We start from the raw sequence: 18,922 nt of genomic DNA, 5'->3' as shown, positions 1-18,922 counted from the left end.
AAGGATCATCCTGGATGGTCGTTTTTCGCATGGGCCCGGTTCTCGTCTTCATTTTGGAGTAAAATGGTACTGACGGTGAACCAATTGAACGATGGGGAAAGCTTCACACGCCTCCCCTGGAGGAAGGATGACAACACCTTGAACGAGAACGATAAAGAGAACGAACAATCCCCCATATACAACGTGCTGCCCTATCTGAAGCCGATCGTGAACGAAGAGGCAGCGGGCGAGCTTGTCTATGAACTGTCGGGGGTGGACGACATCGTCGAGCTGCCATGGGGCGATGAATTCCTCATTACGTTCCTGTACGACGCAGAAGACACGGATTACTTCCGCTATGTGCAACACAGCGACCTGCCCGAACTGAGCCTGACGCCGAAGGAGCTGCTGGCCATAAGCCTCGATAACTTATACGATCGAACGGAGAGCCATGAGCTTCAGTTGCAGGAGCTGGACGATGCGGCATACAACATGCTGCTGCTGGACGGCAATTTCGAAGCGAGTCTCCTGCTGTTGGACGATCTGTGGGAAGGGACGCTTAATGACTACGCGCCTTCCGGCTATGCGATGGCGTTCCCGGCCAGGGACGTGCTCATGTTCTGCGATGTTCAATCGGAAGAAGGCATCGCCCAAATGAGAGAGGTCGTCGAGCGCATTCGGGTGAATGGCGATCATCTGCTGAGCAACGCGATTTGGACGCGGCAGGCCGGGAAGTGGGTCCATTTGGAGCGGTAGAGAAGGGAGGCGTCGGCATGTTTGGACGATTCAAGCGCAAAAACGTTAACAATTCGGTCCGTATTCCCATCGATGAACAGCTTGTGTATCTAGAGAAAATCGGTATTAAGCTGAAAGCAAATGTGGACATGAGAGACATATTGGATTTCGAGATCCCAAAATACGAGGAGTGCCCATACCTTCGTCTTCTCATGAGTATGGGCTGGGAACGAGAGGGCCTGAGACTTCAAGGCAGCCTATATCCGTCTGATGACGTCTGGAGTTTCGATCGCGAATGCATTGAGGATCAAGGCGATTATGCGCGGAAGCTGAAGCGGTTGGCCGAGATGCTTGAGCCGATCCTCAGCATTGCCGATATTGCGGATAATCTCGATCCGGAGGCTGGCGCGGCCTGGATTTCCTTCACCGCGAACGGGAAGCACTATCGTCATAAGCTCACCCTGCATGACGACTGGCTAAGTCTTGAAATATTCACGATTTTCTCTGATCTGCTTGCCAAAAATGGAAGCCCCAAACGCTTCTTCTACACGGATACCGGCAACGAGGTCGTTGTCGTTCTGATTGAACGGGACCATTTTCGGCGATTGAACGAGCTCATTGATGTCTTTGTCCCGCTTAAACAAGGTGAATGATCATCAACCTTCACCGTTCTATCGGGCAGCCACGCCAACATGCCTTTAATGAGGTCCCTGGACGTTTCCGTTCCGTCCCAGCCTCTGCTGCTCATCCTAGTTCGACTGCTGAGCCCCTTGACTCGCAGCTACTAGATTATTCCATTCGTTCAAATAAGGGACCGTCTCTATTGCCAGCGGCTGGTCTGGCAGCCAGGCAATCAACTCGAGCTCGTTCTCGTCGGGATCGGGAAAATAAACCGCGGCCGCCGGCATCCAAGGATGGACGACCGGCTCGAGGGGGGCTTTGCCAAAGGCGGGCAGCGGTTCTATTCCTCTTTCCTTCAGCCAATCAAAAGCGCCCGTTAACAGGCTTAATTCGGTCCCAAAGGCAAAATGCCGCCTGTGCACGCTTTGGCCCGCGGGAACCTCCCAAAGCCCAAGCATTTGCCGTTCTTCCCCGATATAAAAGAAAGCTAACTTCCTTTCCGGGATTTCCAAGGCCAGTGTGAGCCCGAGTGCTTGGTAAAAATCGATCGAGCGCTGCAAATGCTGCACCTGCAGGTGAGTCTCGTAGAGGTTCTTGATCATCGGCCATGCTCCTCTCCAAATGCCCGTTTACTGCAAGTATAGCTATTGATCGGTCCGCAAGCGTCAGCACAAGGATGGAGAGCAATTCCTTCTTTAGGCTGACTAACCAGGGGCGGGATGCCTGGACGAAATAGGGCTGGAAGGGAACGTGCCCCCTCCAGCCCTTAAGTCGTTATTCGTCCGCGCCCAGATTCACGGAGCCCCCGCGTATCCTGGCTTGACCGTCGATATCCAAGGTGCCGAGGGTCGCGCCGTAAGATTGGCCGGCATTAATAGCCGGAGAAGTCGCCTTCAAGTGAAAATTGCTGGCCGCCGGATTCACGAATCCGGGATCGGCAAAAATCGAGTGTGCGTCGTTGCCGGTACGAGACTTGTAGGCGGCGAAGCCGGCGTAGGATTTATTTTTCCACACCCACGTCGCGTTCGAGCGGTTTCCGGCCGCATAGTACAGATTATAGTCGACCGTATTGCCCGCATTAGTCGTAAATTCGTTATAGATGAAGACATTGGAAGCGCCGGCATACAGAATATTGTTGGCGATTCTATTATTCTTGATATTGTGCTGCATCAAAATCTGACCGCCGCCCGCTTCCAGCGTATCATTTTGATAGAGAGTATTGTTCATGATCATGCTGTTCTCGGTCGCGCCTCGATCACGATCGTAGCCGCCCATCGCGATCCCCGTGTAGCGATTTTGGTAGACGACGTTGCTTCGCACGTTAATCCCGCTCGTGGATTTCCCCGGATGCTCGCTGGCGATCTCGATGCCGATATCGTTCTTGTAGCTGTAGTTTCGCTCGATGACGCTGTTCTTGCCTCCGTCTACATAGATCCCGCCGGCGGCATTGCTGTCGTTCGGCAGCGATCGGCCGTAAGAGGGGTTGTAGTTGGAAGTAATATTATAGATCCGATTGCCGCTCACGGTGCCGTTCCTGACTTGGTCGTAAGCTGGGTCCGGCGCGACGTCTTCGAAGCCGATGAGATCGATGCCGATATTATCGTTATCATGGATCAGATTGTTCGTGATGGCGAAATCGCTCACATTGCCGTTAACGACAAGGGACTCGCTTGAGCCTAGCACCAGCTTGTACAGCTCGTTGCCGGCAATCGTGACGTGATGGATCGAGGCGGGAGCTTTCGTGCCGTACACCGCGATCCCGTGAGCATCCCGCCCGAGCAGGTCGCTGCCGGCAGGCGTGGCGGTATTGGCAATATCATGCACCTTGTTATTGCGAATTTGAATATGATGGCCAGCGCCGTGAATGTAGATGCCGATCGGTAAGCGATCGCGCTTGGCGGTCTTCAGATTGCGAATATCGAACCCTTGAACCGTAATGTAACTGGCATCCTCGATATCGACAAGCCCTTGTTGACCCGTGACCGTAAGTCCGCTTCCATCTAGGATGGCCTTTTCCTTCGGATAGCTGGTGAACGTGATGGGACCGCCTGCTGCCGAGCCGGAGCGGGTGATGTGGAGCCTTTGCTTATAGACGCCGCCTCTGACATACACGGTATTCCCTGGCTGCGCGACATCCGCCGCATGCTGGAGCGTTCGCCAAGGCGATTGTTTGGTGCCCGCGTTGTCATCGCTGCCATGAACGTCTACATAATAGGCGGAAGCGGCTGCCGCGACAGGGGCGATCTGATGTGGGCTCATCGCCAGGACAGCTAGCGCGGCTGCGGCCGTCATTAGGATGCGGAATGAGTACTTCTTAGACATGGAGATAGATCCGCCTTCCCTTATGATTTGTTCTGATTATACCAAAAACGCGAATCTCGCGTTCGATGCAAGGTCAAGCAATTGCTGGCACTATCCATACGACTATCATTCACGCGCCTTGGAGCAAGGTGCGTTCGTCATGCTGCCGTAATTGCCTTTTTCTACTATCGCGGGGGAAATGAGTTTGCCGTTGATAAAGATAGCCGGCAGCGAGGCTGCGCCATACTCAAGGATCTTGCGCTGCACGTCGGCATTCGATTCGGCGGCACCCGCGTCATAAACGAGAACGGTGCACCTCGAACAAGCGGATTGCTTCACCCATTCGACCACGCGATCTCCGTACGAGCTGCCGTCTGTAAAAACTTCAATGGTTTTACCCATCGGCGCGGTCTCCCTTCATCAATTTTTTTAGAACGGGGCATTCCTGCTTCGGTAACGTGTGCGGCGGTAGAGCGGTCACTTGCTCGAGCAGCGATTTGAAGTTTTCCAGCTGAACGATTTTGGCTTCGATTTCCTTGATTTTCGTCGCGGCGAATGCGAACATCTCCTTCGAGGGGGGATCGCCCTCTTCCCGGACGAAGGTGAGCAGCTGTTTGATTTCATTGAGGGTAAACCCGACGTCCTGGGCTCTCTTGATAAAATTCATATCGTCGACGGCAGCGGCCGAAAACACGCGATATCCCGCATCCGTCCGCTCCGGTTTCGATAACAGTTCCCGTCTTTCATAATATTTGACGGTCTCCGCGTTCACGTTGGCCGCTTTGGCCAGTTGGCTGACGGATAGGCCATCCATACGATATCACCCTCCTCCGAACTTATCATAAACCCGGTACTATGGTGCCAGGTCAATAGCAAAGTTGAAATTTTCCTTCACTGGCAGCGTGGGTAAGCCCACCCCGGCAGAAAACCAGCCTTCGCATCCGCTGCGCTCGCTGGCAAGCATGCCCGATTGTCAGAAGCTCGTCTTGGCACTACAATAAATAGACAACGAGAAATGAAAGTGGGTCACGTCAATTTGAGCAGAGCCATCATTAACACACTCGAAAAATACGCGCCGAATCTGGTAGCCATTCGCGAGCAGCTTACGGGTCGGACGGCAGACGAAGAGATGATTAAAGGTCAGCTGGAGGTGGAGGCGGATACCTACTGCACGCCGCTGCTGAACAAACGAATCTACGAGCTCAAGCGGGTGCATCTTCAGCTGATGGAGAAGCGCAACGATCTGTCCAGCCAATTCCTGAACACGAGAATGGAGCAGAAGAATCCGAGCGACGAGATGATCGAGCAACTCGATACGGTCGAGATGCAGATCCTGATGCTCGAGAAGGCGATTCATAAGAAACAAGAGCAGAACCGGCAGCTGAGCCATAGCGTGGAGAGGAACTTCATCGATCATCCGTTCATCTCCTCGAGCAGTCCGAACGAGGTGACGCTCAAGAAGAAACGCAAGGAGAACGGCGTCCTGGAACTGAGCAAGACCGGATTCCGCAATCTCTTCTACCAGAACGGCAACGGCAAGGTACTGCTGCCTTCGGATGCGCGCAACATGCTCGGCATCTTCAAGATGTGGGAGCAGAAGGGGAAGAACAAGGAATTCGCCTTCGAATTCCGCGAGCTGCTCAAATGCGTACAAGCCGATATTAACGGCGGGGAGTATGAAGCGCTGCACGACAGTCTCGATAACTTGGGCAAAACGTCGATCGTCATGGAAGAGTATTACGATGCGGAGGCGAAGAAACGGAGAAGAACGAAGATTCATAATCCGTTCCAGTCCGTCGAGATCGATCGGGATTCGAATCAAGCGTACGTGAAGCTGAGTGACGATTTGTTCAAAAATCTGCTGCTCGGCAACGTCGTATCGATCAGCATCTCGCTCTTCAATGACCTCGCCACGCCCACCTCGAAGAACCTGTACCTCGTCGTCGTCAACAAGACGAAGGACAAGGAATTCATTCTGGAGGTCGAGCCGCTGATCGGCCACCTCGGCATCAACTCGAACGAGAAGTCCAAGGCTTATTCGCTGCTCAAGGCTTCGTTCGAGGAGCTGCAGAACTTCGACGTTATTCAGAGCTTTACGATTTTGAAGAACGGCCGGACGCCGGTCAAAATCATTTTCCAGCCGAGCGACTGGCTGCTTCAGGCCAACAGCTACGACGAGCAGCTGCTTATCGACAACGCCAACGCGCCGATCTATATCTAGATCGGCGTGTTTTTTTTGCGGTCGGCGAATCAGCCTGAAACTCCTCTGCATTACGAATGAAACTCCTCTGTATTACGAAACCCCTCTGCGTTACGACTTAAAACTCCTCTGCGTTACGAAACTCCTCTGCGTTACGGATAAACCACCTCTAAATTACGAAACATCTCTAATTCATGAAAACTCCTCTACATTACGAATAAAACGCCTCTGCATTACGAAACTCCTCTGCATTACGAATGAAGCTTCTCTGCATTACGAAAACAGGCGAATTCTTGTTCGGCTCGCAAAAATTTTCTTTGTATATTTTGCGCCTCTCGATTACGAACAAAACGCCTCTGCATTACGAAACGCCTCTGCATTACGATTCTAACCCCTCTCCGTTACCAACGATCATCCTTTCCCCTACGAAACTCCTCTGTTCTACGAAAAGTCCTCCTCTGCATTACGAAAATCCCTTTAGAGTAAGCCGAGAGTCTATTTCATTCCGCTGATAACCTCCTTTGCATTACGAAAAAACCTCCTCTGCATTACGATTGACCACCGATTCGTTGGAATGATATTGTCGAAACTAGGCGACAAAGAGTCGCCTGCTGATTTGTGATGAGCGCAAGGCGAGAAGCAGTCGTCTTGCTTATACAAGGCGGAACGGCTGACGCCGTCTTTGGCGGCGGGGCATTTCATCCCGGACCGTGAAACTTATACATTGTTCGATTCCAAAAAGAAAAACCCCCGCTGATCGCGGAGGATACATACGCAAAGTCGCCAAACTTCGCGCGAGCTGCGCCGGCGCCAACCGGAAGCAGCGAATAAATGCAGTTGCGGTACATAAGATGGCTTCGAATCCGCGCCAACGGATCGATGCACGCTGTAAATCCGATTTTCGATCTATAGATCGAAAATCCGGCACAAGTCGTCAGAAGTCCTTTTTGCGCGAAAAAATCGCAATCAAAAAGGTCTGCTTTGATTTTGCCATTTTTATGGTCTGCCTTCTATTATACCGCCCGAACAGCTTGGCGTAAATACGAATGAACGCTAGTTTTGACATGACACCGAGGAAGGAGGCTTAAGAAGCAGGATGAGTAAAAAGCAGCAGCCGAAGGGCCCGCATACCTACAGCTACATGATCTTGAACAACAAGAACGCAGGCGCCACCTTCCCGGTTGCAGTCGATTATTCGTTCCTGCAGGATCTCTTCCAGATCGAGCGCTCCTATGACGAGGATGAAGCCGTCATGTTCCGTCGCAACAGTCATCCGCTGCGGAAGTTCCATGTCACCGAGATGTCCCTTCGTCTAATGATGACGATCTTCCGCCGCTTCAATACGGAAGGGTCGCTTATTGGCGTCTCCATTCACCGTCTCTACCAGTTGATGAACGAAGAATACGAGGATGCCGGCTCCAAGGAGCAATTCTATGCGGAAGTACGCAAATTCATCGAGCTGAAGCTCATCTCGACGAACCGCAGCGGCATCATTTCGCAATGGCGCGTCGAATCCTTCAAGAAGGGTACGGGCCGCTTCGTGCTGTTCAATCCGGTCGTGTTCACGAAAGCGTTCACGGATTTGCCCGTCGCCGCCCAAAAGCTGTATCTGTACGTCATTGGCCGGAACGGCCAGAAGGTGAATGCCGAATTCAAGGAATTCCTCGGTCCGGATTGCTGGCTCTATACGTTAACGCACAAGTCCAGACCTGCCCAGGTGCGCGAGCTGCTCCGATCGCTTGCCGCGCTTGAGCCGGTCGCGGGCGCTTCTTTGTTCCAAGAAGCTGCCGTCGCCAAGGACGCCTTGGGACGGTGGTCTTTGCGCTGCGTGCCGAACCCGGTCTATTTGGTCCGTCATCAGGCGGGCCAGCATTACCGGCTGGTGCCGCAAGCCAAGGTGCCTTACTCGAAGACGGTTGGGCGCCTTCGTATGCTGCTTGCCGCATTCAACATCGGCGATTTCGAATATATGGAGCATGGACAAGCCTTCCTTCGGTTGGCCCAGCTGCTTCATAATAGCGGTCTGAAGAAACTCCGGTTCGCCGTCCGCCGGCTTCAGGAGATGATGCAGCGCGATCGGCTGCTCGCGGCCGATCCGATTCTCGTCCTGCAATCGGAGCTGGCGGACCGCGAATTCGTGCAATTCATGGAACTTGCGCGAAGCACGGGCATCTATCCATTCATTGCCGGCGAGGAGACCGATGAATTCGCGCTAGCCCGGCCGTTCCAGTTCTACCGGGTTATTCGGCCGTATTTCTCGCTCAAGCGCTTCGCGGCCGTCTGCCGCCGGGCGCTCCCGTTGCTGCGAAGCGAAGGGACAACGCACGGCAAGGCGGATGGAGAAGGCTTCTATCTGGAAGACTTCTTGATCGGGAAATTCGCGGGCGTCAGAATGGAATAGATAGAAAGAGCATTTTTAACCCCCTGCAGTAGATGGGGGTTATTTGGCGTTGGTGCACGCGTGAGTCGGCGGGACGAGGAGCGATTTCGTGAATCGAAAAGACAGCCGAATTCCGATACCCAGGCGAATAGAATAGCCCCGTGTCGCATGTGGCTTACCAGCGTTTGTTATAAATCTAGACTAATTCATCCTCCTGAAGCCCAATCATGCTGTAGATGGTTATTATTTCAGACCAACCATGTGAATTGGGGATCAAATCGGTGGATAACGAAGGCTAATCAAACGAGGCAGCGCGGCGTGGTTCATCAGAGGGGCCTTTTTCTATTTCCTTAACCGGATGTTCAACTCGTCTGAAAAAATGACCGATCATGACCGCGAAGACTGGAAAAATAGCTCCGGATTAATCGGAACCCCTTATCCGGCAAGGGATTTAAGACAAAAGGACCACGCCTAGAAGATTTTGATTTTAAGAGATACTACTATTTAAGAGATATAATTCATCATCGCGATTCCGATCGTTCCTGATTATCGTCGCTGCCGCACGGGAAGCCGACGCCGACACGGTGCTGAAGGGATCCGAAATGTTCTTGCAACTTCCAAGGCGGCATGCTATATTTTTTACGAAAAGTTAAACGTTTAACAAAATGTGGTGATGACGTTCCGCGTTTCATCGCATCGCTGGCAGGAGGCTTTCATGACCACGTTAAAGGATATCGCGAAACACGCAAATGTAAGCGTTGCCACCGTTTCGAAATATTTAAGCTTCGATCTGGCGGTCAAGAAGGAGACGGAAGCGCGCATCCAGGCCGCGATCAAGGAGCTGGGCTACGTGCCCAACGTGGTGGCCAAGGCGCTGAAGCGCAAAGAGACGTTCAACGTCGCAGTCATCGTGCCGAAGATCAACAACCTGTATTATTCGGAGATTACCTCAGGCATCAGCCAGACGCTGGGCAAGCACCAGTACAACTTGTTCATCTACGAGGTGGATCAGCTCCATTTGGACGAGGACGAAATTTTGCAGCTCATGCGCGAGAATATGATCGCCGGCATTATATTTATCGGCCTGTTCTCGGATGAATCGTTCAAGGAATCGATCCGTACGGTGGTCGGGTGGGAGATTCCGGTCGTGTACGCGAACCGGTATATGCCCTTCGACGGATTCCCGCTGCTGTATCCCGATCTCGTTCAAGCAAGCAAGCTCGGGACGGCGTATTTGGCTTCCAAAGGGAACAGCCGGATCGCGCTCGTGCACAAGCGGCTGCCTGATCGGCTGCTCGATCTGTTCGTGGAAGGCTATCGCCAAGGAATCGAGGAAGATCGGGAGCCTTTGCTGGTGGCCATCGAGGAAGGCGTGGACTACTCGCAATCGATCATCCCCGCTCTTGTGGAGCACCGGATTGACGGCGTATTTGTGCTCAATGAATTGAGCGCGGTCTATTTGGCCAAAGCGATGGCGCAGGCGAATATTCGTATACCGGACGACATGGCGGTGCTGAGCCTGGGCAATTCACTCATCTCGCAAATCTCAACGCCGGAGCTGACCTGCGTCGACTTGCAGAATCGGGAATTGGGCGTTCGCAGCGCCGAAATCATTTTGAGCCAAATCCGCAAGCAGCCATTCGAGGCGGTGACCGTCCTTGAACCGTTCCTCGTGGAGCGCAGCTCCGTCTAATGGGTGGCGAGATAGCGGGCTGGCCGGGAATATTGACGAGGGGCGCGTATGATAGCGGGCGGCAAGGAGCGCAGTAGTGGTACCCAGCCCACTATTCGCGGTCGCCTCGGCAGCAAGGAGCGCGATAGTGGTGCCCAACCCACTATCAGCGGTCGCACGGATCATAGATGTCCACCGTTACTAAATTTAGTGCACGCATCTTCATTTGTTAAACGTTTAACAAATGTCTGCTGACAATAAACCAGCTTAAGGAATGCTCAAGTAACGCAGAACGAACGAATAACGAACACAGAACGATAGAATGACAAACGAATGACGAACACTCAACGAACTGACAACTATATACCGCTCTCGCTTCCGTTTGTTAAACGTTTAACAAATTACGACTTCAAATTCCCGATAAGCCCGGAGCCGAGTCTTGCTCGCCTCCGCTTATATACAATCCTCCGCGAAAGGAAGAACGCACCATGAAACAAGCCGAAACTCAGCAGCAGCAGCTCGACAACGTCCGCGCCATTTTCGAGGTATTGACCGGAGCCCGGGCAGCGGACCTTCTCCTCCGTAACGTGAATATTCTCGACGTGCATGGCGAGACGGTCTACCACGGATCGCTTCTCGTCTACGACAAGCGGATCGTCGCGCTGAATCCGGACGAGTCCGCGATTCAAGTGAAGGAGGTGTTCGACGGGCAGGGGCTGTATGCGATTCCCGGATTGATCGATGCGCATTTGCACTTCGAATCGCAGCTGGCCCACCCGACGGCGCTGGCCGAAGCGATGGTGCCGTGCGGCACGACGACGATTTTCGCCGAATGTCTGGATCTGCTCAGCGCAGCCGGGGATGACGGCGTGCGGGCGGCGCGGCACTTGTTCCGCGATTATGACAAGCTGCCCTATCGGCTCTATGCGTTCGCGCCGGGCAAGAAGACAGCCGCTTGGGTCACCAAGGAAGTGCTCGAGATGGAGCCGGTTATCGGGCTAGGAGAGTTCGAGCATTTCACGTACAGCGCAGGGGACGAGGACGATTTCCGCAAGGCTGCCTGGGTGCGGGCGAAGGGCGGCTTCATGAACGGTCACTGGGGTTTGACCGCGCTGCCCGACATGGTGCTGAACTACTTGCCGGCGATCGGGGTGTCCAACAACCACGACGTTTGGAACGGCGACGATATCGCCAAGAGCATCCGTTACGGCTTCCCGACCCAGATCAAATTCGGCGTCGGCAGCAGCGAGGTGATCAAGACGCTCCTTCGTTCCATCGTGGATCGCAAGTTCCCGACGGAGAACTTCATGCTGTGCACGGACAACATCTCGATCGAGCGGCTGCAGAAGATGGGGCATATGGACTGGATCATCTCGCTCTGCGCGGAGATGGGCATTAGTCCGATCAAGGCGATCAAGATGGCGACCTACAACACCGCCAAGTCCTATAACATGGACGATCGCATCGGCTCCCTGACGCCGGGACGGTTCGCGGACATCGTGCTGACCGACAGCCTCTCCGCGATCAACCCGCGCTATGTATTCAAGGACGGCGAGCTGATCGCCAAAGACCGGAAGCTGCTGAAGAATGCGGACATCGACTATTCCGAGATGTGCACGCCGGGGGTGCCGGGCGCGGACGATCTGAAGCCCGCACAGCTGGACCTGGTGCCGCTGGAAGTGTCCGAGGACGGCACGCAGGCCAAAGTGTACCTGTTCGACGTCTACGGCCGCGGTCATGCGAAGTTCTACCAAGAGGTGTGGGTGCCGCTTAAGGACGGCAAAGTGGTGCCGGAATACGAGGGCGAACGATATAGCCGTCTATCCGTCATCCGTCGTTATGCGGACGGCAAGCGTCATGTCGTGAACGGCCTGTTCAAAGGCGTGTACGTGGAGCGCGGCGCGGTCGCGACGTCGTTCCCGGCTCCGATCCCGTATTTCGTCGTCGTCGGGCAAGAGAGCGAGGAAATGCATTATTGCGTCCAAGAGGTCGACAAATATTCCGGCGCCTGCATCGTCACGGAGGATCACATGCACAAAAGCGTGATGCCGATCGAAATCTATGGCATGATGACGAATATGACCGTGGATGAGCTGACGTCCAGCGCCGCCGCGATCGACGCCGCTTTGGAGCAGTTGGGCAACCGCAATGAGGGCGAACCCGTCGTGAACAAACTGCTCAGCTTATTCATCTCGCTCCACCGCTTCCGCTTCATGCAATAGCGGACCGGCGCCGTTCTTCGCCGGGCAACGCTTTTCGTTTTTGCAAGCAACAGCTCGCTACCGTGGAACTGGGGGGTTCTCGGTGAACGCTGCAGCGCATCATTCCCTGCTTTGCCTGTGTTTCAACAGACAAACTATTGACGTGAAAGAGGGATGAACTATGCAAAACCATACAGGTATCACCGAGATGAATAGCAGCGACAGCGTCGTGAAGCGATGGATCGTATATTTGGCGGGCATTTATATTTTGACGCTGGGCATCAGTTTGGCGATCAGGGCCGGCATCGGCATCTCGCCGCAAAGCAGCTTGACGCGGACGATGACCGTCATTTTCCCGGATATCTCGCAGGGCACCTTCTCGTTCTTATTGGAGCTCATCATGCTGTGTTTATCCTATTTCGTCATGCCGAAGAACTTCAAGATCACCTACATAGCCGGCCTGATTCCGGCCTTGGCGCTGAGTATGTTTCTCGATCTGAATCTGGAGCTGACGAGCTTCATTCACCTGGAGGCCTACGCGGCCAAAGTGGCGCTGCTCGCCTTCGCGGACGCGGCGCTCGCGTTCGGGTTGTTCCTCATGATCCAGGCGAATCTGGTGCTGATTCCGGTCGACTTGTTCGTGAACACGGTCGTCAAGCGCATACAGAAGAAATGGGGCAACGTGAAGACGGTGTTCGACTGCACGCTGCTCGTCATCTCGGCCTGTGTCGGGCTGCTATGGCTAGGCGAAGTCAAGTTCATCCGCGAAGGCACGATCATCAACGCGATTCTGGTCGGGCAGTATATCAAGCTGTATTCGTATCTATGGAGAAAAGCGAAAGCGAGAACGGCAAACGGCGGGTCGACGGTCGTGAAAGGATAGAGCAGAGCTGCCGTCGCGAAGGAGGGGACAGATTGATTCGGGGTGAGTTCCCCGTTGACCGCAGCGCGGCATAAACGCCGGAATAAATAAACCGAGGGGCATATCCGGTACCCTCGGTTTATTTGCGTTTAGTCTTTGCCCGGTTGCGAAGCTTCTTCATGGCACCGCCTCGAAACGGTAGCCAACCCCCCATACGTTGGCGAGATAACGCGGATGTTCCGGATCGGGCTCGATCTTCTCCCTCAGCCGGCCCATATGGACGCGGATCGTATGCTTGTCCCCGACGCCGTCCCAGAATTTCTCGAGCAGCTGATCGTAGGAGAACACTTGTCTCGGATGTTCGGCGAACAAGCGCAGGAGGTCGTACTCTTTCGGCGTAAGCGAGACGATCGTACCGCCGGCGTACACTTCGCGCGAGGTCAAATCGAGCTTCAGGAAGCCGTAGTCGAGCGACCTGGGCGCGTGCGCGGTTTGCTGCGAAGCTGCTCGCCGGAGCACCGCCTTTACGCGGGCGACGATTTCGCCGGGAGAAGCGGTCTTCACGATATAATCGTCGCCGCCGAGCGTCAGGCCGCGGATTTTGTCCACATCGTCGCTCCGGGCGCTCAGGAACAGAATCGGGACGCTGCTCGTCTCGCGGATGCGCCGGCAGAAGTCGAAGCCGTTCTGCCCCGGCATCATAATGTCCAGAATGATGCACTGTACTTCGTTGTTCCGGAACACGTGCCACGCCTCTTGGGCATCGTTCGCCGTTACGACCCGATACTGGTCGTACTCCAGGAAATCCTTCAATATATCAACGATGCTCGGGTCATCGTCTACGATGAGCACCAAAGGCCGTTCGTTCATGCACATTCCGCCTTTACGTTCCGTATTCGTTGCTGCATGTCTCTCCTAGTGTACCATCCCAGCGGCGCGATTGAGCGGCCTTCGCGCGAATCGTGATCGTTTGTTGATTGTTTTGTGACCTTTTCGGCGCGTTGTTCGTGACGTTGCCCTGCTATTCTACTTCCCGAGGCAAGCGATGATAAGGAGGAAGCGGATATGATGAACGTACAAATCGTGTTGTTCGATGGCTTCGATCTGCTGGATGCCATTGCACCCTATGAAGTATTTAACGCGGCGGGCATGATTACGAACGGCGCGGTTCAGGCGGAATTCGTCACGGCGGAAGGCGCGCGAGCGGTAACAAGCGGCGTGGGCGGCACGAAATTGGAGGCCAGCGGCAAGCTTGATCCCGCACGGGCGGGCATCATTCTTGTCCCCGGCGCAGCGGGCGAGCCGGAAGGGGATGGTCCGGACGCCATTCCGACCATTCTGGCGCGCATCGCGGGGACGGAACTGACCGGAAAGCTTGCGCAAGCGCTCGACCAGCCGGACATGATCGTGGCGACTGTCTGCGGCGGATCGCTGCTGCTGGCGATGGGCGGCCTGTTGGAAGGGCGGCCGGCTGTCACGCATTATATGGGCATGGAGGTGCTGGGAGCAACGGGGGCGCGGCCGATCCAAGCCCGTGTCGTCGATGACGGCAACTTCGTCAGCGGCGGCGGGGTCACCTCGGGACTGGACGTCGCGGTCTATTTGGTCGAACGTGAGCTGGGACCGCGCGTCGCCCATGCGGTAGAGCGGCTGTTCGAGTTCGAACGCCGGGGCACGGCGTGGAAGAGCAGCGGCATGGCGCCGCGATCTAGCGCGGAGGAAGTCGACACGCCCCAGGCAGGCGCCGTTCCGGTCCATGAGAGTGAACCCGCCGCCAGGACGCAAGACCGCGGCGAGGGATCGGCCTTTGACGGAAAGTGGGAAGTGTCGATCGCGACGCCGGTTGGGAAGATGGCCGTCCTGTTCCACATCGAGACAGCGGCTGGTCTTGTGCGCGGTACGGCGACGCAGGGCGATGAGCGGAGCGAATTCATCGATCCGGCGCTGGACGGCAGGACGCTGCGATGGTCGCAGCGCATTACGAAGCCGATGCGGCTCAACTTGACGTTCGAGGCGAACGTGGACGGCGATCAGATGACCGGCACGGCAAAGGCGGGCTTGCTTCCCGCGTCCAAATTGACGGGATGGCGGGTATAGGATATGCCGGAGCGGTTGGAGCGACGTGAAACCTACTACTTGCTGATCGCCTGGGTCATTCTCGTCTATATGCTGTACGCGCTGCTGAACAATTACGTGCTCGATCCCGGGGCGGAGACGTTCCTCGGGTACAAAACGGATCTGAAACGCGAGCTGAAGCCGCGGATTTGGCTAAAGGTCATGTACGTGCACGTCGGGTTCGCGTGCGCCGCCATGGCATCGGGGTTGATCAACTTCTCGGCTCGCAGCCATAGGCAGCACCGGAAGTTTCACCGCGTGAATGGCTACGTCTATGCGTCATCCGTGCTCGTCGTCGTGCTCACCTCGGGCTACATGGCTCCATATGCTACGGGCGGGAAAATTAGCGGCATGGGCTTTAATCTGCTCAATATCCTGTGGCTGATCGCGACGACGACGGCGCTCGTCTACATCTTCAAGAAGCGGGTGGCCCGGCACCGGCAGTGGATGACGCGCAGCTATGCGTTTTGTTTCACGAACATGCTGATCCATCTGCTCGCGTTCCTGCTTCATGACATGATCGGGATGGATTACGTCGCCAGCTATGTAATCGGGGTATACGGCGCGATCGTGCTGGTGCTGGCGGTGCCGGAGCTGCTCATCCGGCTGCCGCGGGGGGAGTCGGGACCGGCGACCTAACCTCGTCCATGACATATAGGTTGCCGAACGCCAACAGGCTGGCCGGCAAAAGGCCGATCGCTTGACGGGCTCACGAGCATTCAATCGCATTCGATCGGATTTGTCGATGGCGGTCATCGGCGTGTTGGGCTTTGCGATTAAGAGCAGCCATTATATAATTAGAGCCGAATCACGACCAATCGCAACGCAAGCAGCCGGACGGATGGCAGACTTGAGACAAGTTCAATAAGGAGTGCAAGCCAATGAGTATCGCCGTAATTTACGGGGGAACGCGCGCCAATGGCAATACGGAGCAGTTAGCCGAGCAAGCTCTGGCGGGCTTGGAGGCGGAACGCATTTATTTGAAGGATTACGAGATTCGATCTATCGAGGATCACCGGCACAGCGAAGAAGGCTTTCAGGATCGGGGCGATGACTATAACGCTATCATCGACCGCGTGCTGAAGCATGACATTCTGCTGTTCGCAACGCCGATCTATTGGTATGGCATGTCGGGCCCGATGAAGAATTTCGTCGACCGCTGGTCCCAGACGCTGCGGGATGCGGAGCGTCCGCAATTCCGGGAGCAAATGAAGGCGAAGACCGGCTATGTGATCGCCGTAGGCGGCGACCAGCCCCTGTTGAAAGGACTGCCGCTTGTGCTGCAGTTCCAGCATATTTTCGGCTTCTTCGGCACGACGTACGGCGGATATATCCTCGGAGAGGGCAATCGGCCGGGCGATATTATGCGGGACCGCGAAGCAATACGCAAGGCGGTTTTGCTGAATGACCAATTGAAGGAACAACGAAGCTGACGAAGAGCAGCGCCGCGGGCATGAATGCCTGCGGCGCCGTTTTTGAATGGTGGTGTAGAGACTGGCATAGGTAACGTTCAGTCGATCTTCAGTACGATTTTGCCGCGGCCGTGGCGGGTCTCGATCAACCGGTGCGCGTCCGCGGAGCGGTCCAGCGGGAATACCTCCCGGATCTCGATATGCAGCTTGCCTTGGGCGTATAGATCGGCGAGCTCCGCCAAGCGTGCCGCCGAACGTTCGCCCCGGACGATGCGAAGGCCGAGCTCTTCGATCCGGTCGTAGGCGAAGAAGGTGCAGACGCGATTCCGGTCCAAGACCAGCTCTACCGCCGCTTGCAGTCCTTCGCCCCCGGCTGTATCGAAGGCGGCTTGAACGCCGTCCGGCGCGATCGCCCGGATGCGCGCTGCGAGTCCTTCCTCGTACGTGAGCGGAACGGCGCCAAGCGACCGCACATAGTCGTGGTTGCGCAGGCTGGCCGTGCCGATGACGGTCTTGGCGCCCCATTCCTTCGCAAGCTGCACGGCGAACGAGCCGAGCGATCCGGCCGCGCCGTTGATGAGTACGGTATCGCCGGGCTCGATGCCGATCGCCTTCAAGGCGATGTGCGCCCCTTGGCCATTGCCGGTCAGCCCGCCGGCCTCCTCCCATGTCATGGCCGCCGGTTTATGCACGATTTGGTCTGGGTGGACGACGACATATTCGGCGTAGCTGTTCAACAGATTGAAGCCGAGCACCTCGCTGCCGACGGCGAAGGCCGTGACGCCTTCGCCGACTTGATCGACGATGCCGGCGAATTCGTTGCCTGGAATTTGCGGCAGCCGGACCGTCAGCCCGTAGGCCGGCGTCCAGCCGCCGCGCACCGCGCAGTCGTAATGCTGCACGCCGGCCGCCTTCACCCGTACCCGGACTTGACCCGGACCTGCCTGAGGCTCCGGCGCCTCGATTAGCCGGATGACGTCCGGACCTCCGAACGTCGCGAATGCTGCTGCTTTCATAGAATCGTCCTCCTTGGTTATGGAATAAGATGCGCCCGTTATGCCGTCTTGCGGTTGCGCTCGGCTCTGCCGAATTGTCTATTGTAGAAGGCTAGAATCAATAGGTGCAGCACGGCGAGTATCAAATAAATATTGCGGAATACGTCCGCAGCAGGGTCCGCAGGAATGCCGTTCCAGGCGAAGCTTGCGCCTTGGTCGACGGCCGTGCCGTACGCGCTCGCGGCCACGGCGCCGGAAATAAAGTTCAGCATGGAGAGCAGCCCCATCCCTACGCCGGTCTGCTCCTTCGGAAGCGTCCTGGATATCGTATTGGACATCGCGATCATCAGGAACGATTGCCCGACATTGCCGAGGATCAGGAAGATGGCCACATAGACGGGCGAGCGGGCGGCGAACACGGACAGCAGCAGGAAGCAGGCGAGCAGCAGCGAAGAGGCGGCGTAGAACAGCGCGGAGTTTCCTTTGGCATCCGCTAGTTTGCCCGCCTTGCGCCCGAGCAGGGCAGTCGCCGCCGCTGCCGGGAACATGGCTGCGCCGACGAGGCCCGGATCCAGATGATGGACGTCGGCGAGAAGCTGAGGACTTAAGAACGCGAGCGAGTAGCCGATGCCGGACGTGAGGGCGGCGATCGCCAGCACCAGGGTATAGCTCTTGTGGCGGAACAGCTCCGGACGGATGAAGGGGCTGTTCGCCGAGCGAATCCGGACGATGAACAGGACGAACGAGACGAGACTTGCGGCCGCCGGGAGCCATGCCGAATTCGTGATGGCCAGGAGGAGCAGCGCCGCGGTGCTGGCCATCAGACCGGCGCCCAGCCAATCCATCGCGGCGGCGCGTCCGCGTGCGTCATCCAGATAGCGGCGGTAGTAGGGCAAGGTGAGCAAGGTCAGAAGCGGCATGCAGAACAGCCACCGCCAATGGACTGCGCTCGCCAGCAAGGAAGCCGCGACCGGACCGATCGCGCCGCCGATCGCAAGGCCGGTCATCGCGATGCCGATTGCCCGCCCTCTACGCTCCGGCGGGAAATACCGGACCGGGATGAGGCCGGCCGTAGCGGGAATGACGGCAGCGCCGGCCGCTTGCAGAATCCGTCCGAGCAGCACCATCCAATACGCCTGGGCGGCCAGGCCGACGATCGATCCGAACGCGAAGAAGAGAAGGCCGAACGTCAGCAAGTTTTTGAGCGGGTAAATATCGGCCAGTTTCCCATAGATGACGGTTCCCACCGCGTAAATGAGCAGGAAGGCCGACGATACCCAACTGACCTGAGCTAGCGTGAGTCCGAATTCCGCGCGGATGTCGGGCAGGACGATATTGAACATGGTCGCGCTCATGACGGAGATTACGAGCGTGAAGGCGAGTACGCGCAGCAAGCGTTCTCCCTGCTGCGTTGCTTTGCTCTGCGTGCGTGCTTCCTGTGTCACGGCT

General features: G+C 56.1%; 17 protein-coding genes. 10 read left to right on the top strand and 7 right to left on the bottom strand.

Annotation, left to right across the window (positions count from 1 at the left end):
- Positions 1 to 138: 138 nt before the first annotated feature.
- Positions 139 to 735: a DUF1444 domain-containing protein gene (locus ACFFSY_RS10140; protein WP_377493388.1), complete on the top strand. Its 597-nt coding sequence runs from the start codon at positions 139 to 141 to the stop codon at positions 733 to 735.
- Between the two features lie 17 nt (positions 736 to 752).
- Positions 753 to 1,367 carry a hypothetical protein gene (locus tag ACFFSY_RS10135; protein ID WP_377493386.1) on the top strand — a complete coding sequence of 205 codons (615 nt, stop codon included), beginning with the start codon at positions 753 to 755 and terminating at the stop codon, positions 1,365 to 1,367.
- Positions 1,368 to 1,463: 96 nt separating this feature from the next.
- On the opposite strand, the gene ACFFSY_RS10130 is transcribed toward ACFFSY_RS10135, so the two are convergent.
- The 4 genes from ACFFSY_RS10130 to ACFFSY_RS10115 all read right to left on the bottom strand — a co-directional run bounded on the left by ACFFSY_RS10130 (position 1,464) and on the right by ACFFSY_RS10115 (position 4,450).
- On the bottom strand, positions 1,464 to 1,937 hold the full coding sequence (locus ACFFSY_RS10130) for a VOC family protein (RefSeq protein WP_377493384.1): 474 nt from the start codon (positions 1,935 to 1,937) through the stop codon (positions 1,464 to 1,466).
- Between the two features lie 172 nt (positions 1,938 to 2,109).
- On the bottom strand, positions 2,110 to 3,594 hold the full coding sequence (locus ACFFSY_RS10125) for a right-handed parallel beta-helix repeat-containing protein (protein WP_377493698.1): 1,485 nt from the start codon (positions 3,592 to 3,594) through the stop codon (positions 2,110 to 2,112).
- A 168-nt stretch (positions 3,595 to 3,762) separates the two neighbouring features.
- A complete protein-coding gene (locus ACFFSY_RS10120) occupies positions 3,763 to 4,038 on the bottom strand; it encodes a thioredoxin domain-containing protein (RefSeq protein WP_377493382.1) in 276 nt (91 codons plus the stop codon).
- Positions 4,031 to 4,450, bottom strand: coding sequence for a MerR family transcriptional regulator (locus ACFFSY_RS10115; protein WP_377493380.1), 420 nt, complete (start codon positions 4,448 to 4,450; stop codon positions 4,031 to 4,033). Before ACFFSY_RS10115 ends, ACFFSY_RS10120 begins: the two co-directional genes overlap by 8 nt.
- A gap of 222 nt (positions 4,451 to 4,672) precedes the next feature.
- Here ACFFSY_RS10115 and ACFFSY_RS10110 point away from each other — a divergent pair, with 222 nt between their 5' ends.
- From ACFFSY_RS10110 to ACFFSY_RS10090, 5 genes are all read left to right on the top strand, one after another.
- On the top strand, positions 4,673 to 5,857 hold the full coding sequence (locus ACFFSY_RS10110; RefSeq protein WP_377493378.1) for a replication initiator protein A: 1,185 nt from the start codon (positions 4,673 to 4,675) through the stop codon (positions 5,855 to 5,857).
- Positions 5,858 to 6,932: 1,075 nt separating this feature from the next.
- Positions 6,933 to 8,237 (top strand): hypothetical protein, encoded by a 1,305-nt coding sequence (locus ACFFSY_RS10105; protein WP_377493376.1) that lies wholly within the window; start codon positions 6,933 to 6,935, stop codon positions 8,235 to 8,237.
- 694 nt (positions 8,238 to 8,931) lie between these two features.
- Entirely contained in the window at positions 8,932 to 9,909 is a 978-nt protein-coding gene (locus ACFFSY_RS10100; RefSeq protein WP_377493374.1) for a LacI family DNA-binding transcriptional regulator, read from the top strand.
- 467 nt (positions 9,910 to 10,376) lie between these two features.
- The gene (locus tag ACFFSY_RS10095; protein ID WP_377493372.1) at positions 10,377 to 12,110 is read left to right on the top strand and encodes an amidohydrolase family protein; all 1,734 of its coding nucleotides are present in this window, start codon (positions 10,377 to 10,379) and stop codon (positions 12,108 to 12,110) included.
- A gap of 160 nt (positions 12,111 to 12,270) precedes the next feature.
- A complete protein-coding gene (locus tag ACFFSY_RS10090) occupies positions 12,271 to 12,972 on the top strand; it encodes a YczE/YyaS/YitT family protein (protein ID WP_377493370.1) in 702 nt (233 codons plus the stop codon).
- Between the two features lie 156 nt (positions 12,973 to 13,128).
- Here the strand turns inward: ACFFSY_RS10090 and ACFFSY_RS10085 are convergent, their stop codons facing one another.
- Positions 13,129 to 13,821, bottom strand: coding sequence for a response regulator transcription factor (locus ACFFSY_RS10085; protein ID WP_377493368.1), 693 nt, complete (start codon positions 13,819 to 13,821; stop codon positions 13,129 to 13,131).
- A gap of 195 nt (positions 13,822 to 14,016) precedes the next feature.
- Here ACFFSY_RS10085 and ACFFSY_RS10080 point away from each other — a divergent pair, with 195 nt between their 5' ends.
- The 3 genes from ACFFSY_RS10080 to ACFFSY_RS10070 all read left to right on the top strand — a co-directional run bounded on the left by ACFFSY_RS10080 (position 14,017) and on the right by ACFFSY_RS10070 (position 16,499).
- Positions 14,017 to 15,048, top strand: a complete 1,032-nt coding sequence (locus ACFFSY_RS10080; protein ID WP_377493366.1) for a DJ-1/PfpI family protein — start codon at positions 14,017 to 14,019, stop codon at positions 15,046 to 15,048.
- Positions 15,049 to 15,063: 15 nt separating this feature from the next.
- Positions 15,064 to 15,705 carry a DUF2306 domain-containing protein gene (locus tag ACFFSY_RS10075; protein ID WP_377493696.1) on the top strand — a complete coding sequence of 214 codons (642 nt, stop codon included), beginning with the start codon at positions 15,064 to 15,066 and terminating at the stop codon, positions 15,703 to 15,705.
- Between the two features lie 242 nt (positions 15,706 to 15,947).
- On the top strand, positions 15,948 to 16,499 hold the full coding sequence (locus tag ACFFSY_RS10070; RefSeq protein WP_377493364.1) for a flavodoxin family protein: 552 nt from the start codon (positions 15,948 to 15,950) through the stop codon (positions 16,497 to 16,499).
- Between the two features lie 77 nt (positions 16,500 to 16,576).
- Here the strand turns inward: ACFFSY_RS10070 and ACFFSY_RS10065 are convergent, their stop codons facing one another.
- Both ACFFSY_RS10065 and ACFFSY_RS10060 read right to left on the bottom strand, forming a co-directional pair.
- Entirely contained in the window at positions 16,577 to 17,494 is a 918-nt protein-coding gene (locus ACFFSY_RS10065; RefSeq protein ID WP_377493362.1) for an NADP-dependent oxidoreductase, read from the bottom strand.
- Positions 17,495 to 17,532: 38 nt separating this feature from the next.
- Positions 17,533 to 18,918 (bottom strand): MFS transporter, encoded by a 1,386-nt coding sequence (locus ACFFSY_RS10060; protein WP_377493360.1) that lies wholly within the window; start codon positions 18,916 to 18,918, stop codon positions 17,533 to 17,535.
- Positions 18,919 to 18,922: the final 4 nt, after the last annotated feature.

This window comes from Paenibacillus aurantiacus (genome assembly GCF_042431225.1).
GTDB classification, from domain to species: Bacteria; Bacillota; Bacilli; order Paenibacillales; family Paenibacillaceae; genus Paenibacillus_Z; species Paenibacillus_Z aurantiacus.
Note: the sequence above shows the minus strand (reverse complement) of the source record. Positions and strands in the feature narration are given on the sequence as shown.

Coding starts and splice junctions, on each gene's coding strand:
- ACFFSY_RS10070 (WP_377493364.1), top strand. CDS start 15,948: ATGAGTATCGCCGTAATTTACGGGGGAACGCGCGCCAATGGCAATACG.
- ACFFSY_RS10120 (WP_377493382.1), bottom strand. CDS start 4,038: ATGGGTAAAACCATTGAAGTTTTTACAGACGGCAGCTCGTACGGAGAT.
- ACFFSY_RS10095 (WP_377493372.1), top strand. CDS start 10,377: ATGAAACAAGCCGAAACTCAGCAGCAGCAGCTCGACAACGTCCGCGCC.
- ACFFSY_RS10135 (WP_377493386.1), top strand. CDS start 753: ATGTTTGGACGATTCAAGCGCAAAAACGTTAACAATTCGGTCCGTATT.
- ACFFSY_RS10065 (WP_377493362.1), bottom strand. CDS start 17,494: ATGAAAGCAGCAGCATTCGCGACGTTCGGAGGTCCGGACGTCATCCGG.
- ACFFSY_RS10115 (WP_377493380.1), bottom strand. CDS start 4,450: ATGGATGGCCTATCCGTCAGCCAACTGGCCAAAGCGGCCAACGTGAAC.
- ACFFSY_RS10100 (WP_377493374.1), top strand. CDS start 8,932: ATGACCACGTTAAAGGATATCGCGAAACACGCAAATGTAAGCGTTGCC.
- ACFFSY_RS10080 (WP_377493366.1), top strand. CDS start 14,017: ATGATGAACGTACAAATCGTGTTGTTCGATGGCTTCGATCTGCTGGAT.
- ACFFSY_RS10105 (WP_377493376.1), top strand. CDS start 6,933: ATGAGTAAAAAGCAGCAGCCGAAGGGCCCGCATACCTACAGCTACATG.
- ACFFSY_RS10130 (WP_377493384.1), bottom strand. CDS start 1,937: ATGATCAAGAACCTCTACGAGACTCACCTGCAGGTGCAGCATTTGCAG.
- ACFFSY_RS10125 (WP_377493698.1), bottom strand. CDS start 3,594: ATGAGCCCACATCAGATCGCCCCTGTCGCGGCAGCCGCTTCCGCCTAT.
- ACFFSY_RS10085 (WP_377493368.1), bottom strand. CDS start 13,821: ATGAACGAACGGCCTTTGGTGCTCATCGTAGACGATGACCCGAGCATC.
- ACFFSY_RS10090 (WP_377493370.1), top strand. CDS start 12,271: ATGCAAAACCATACAGGTATCACCGAGATGAATAGCAGCGACAGCGTC.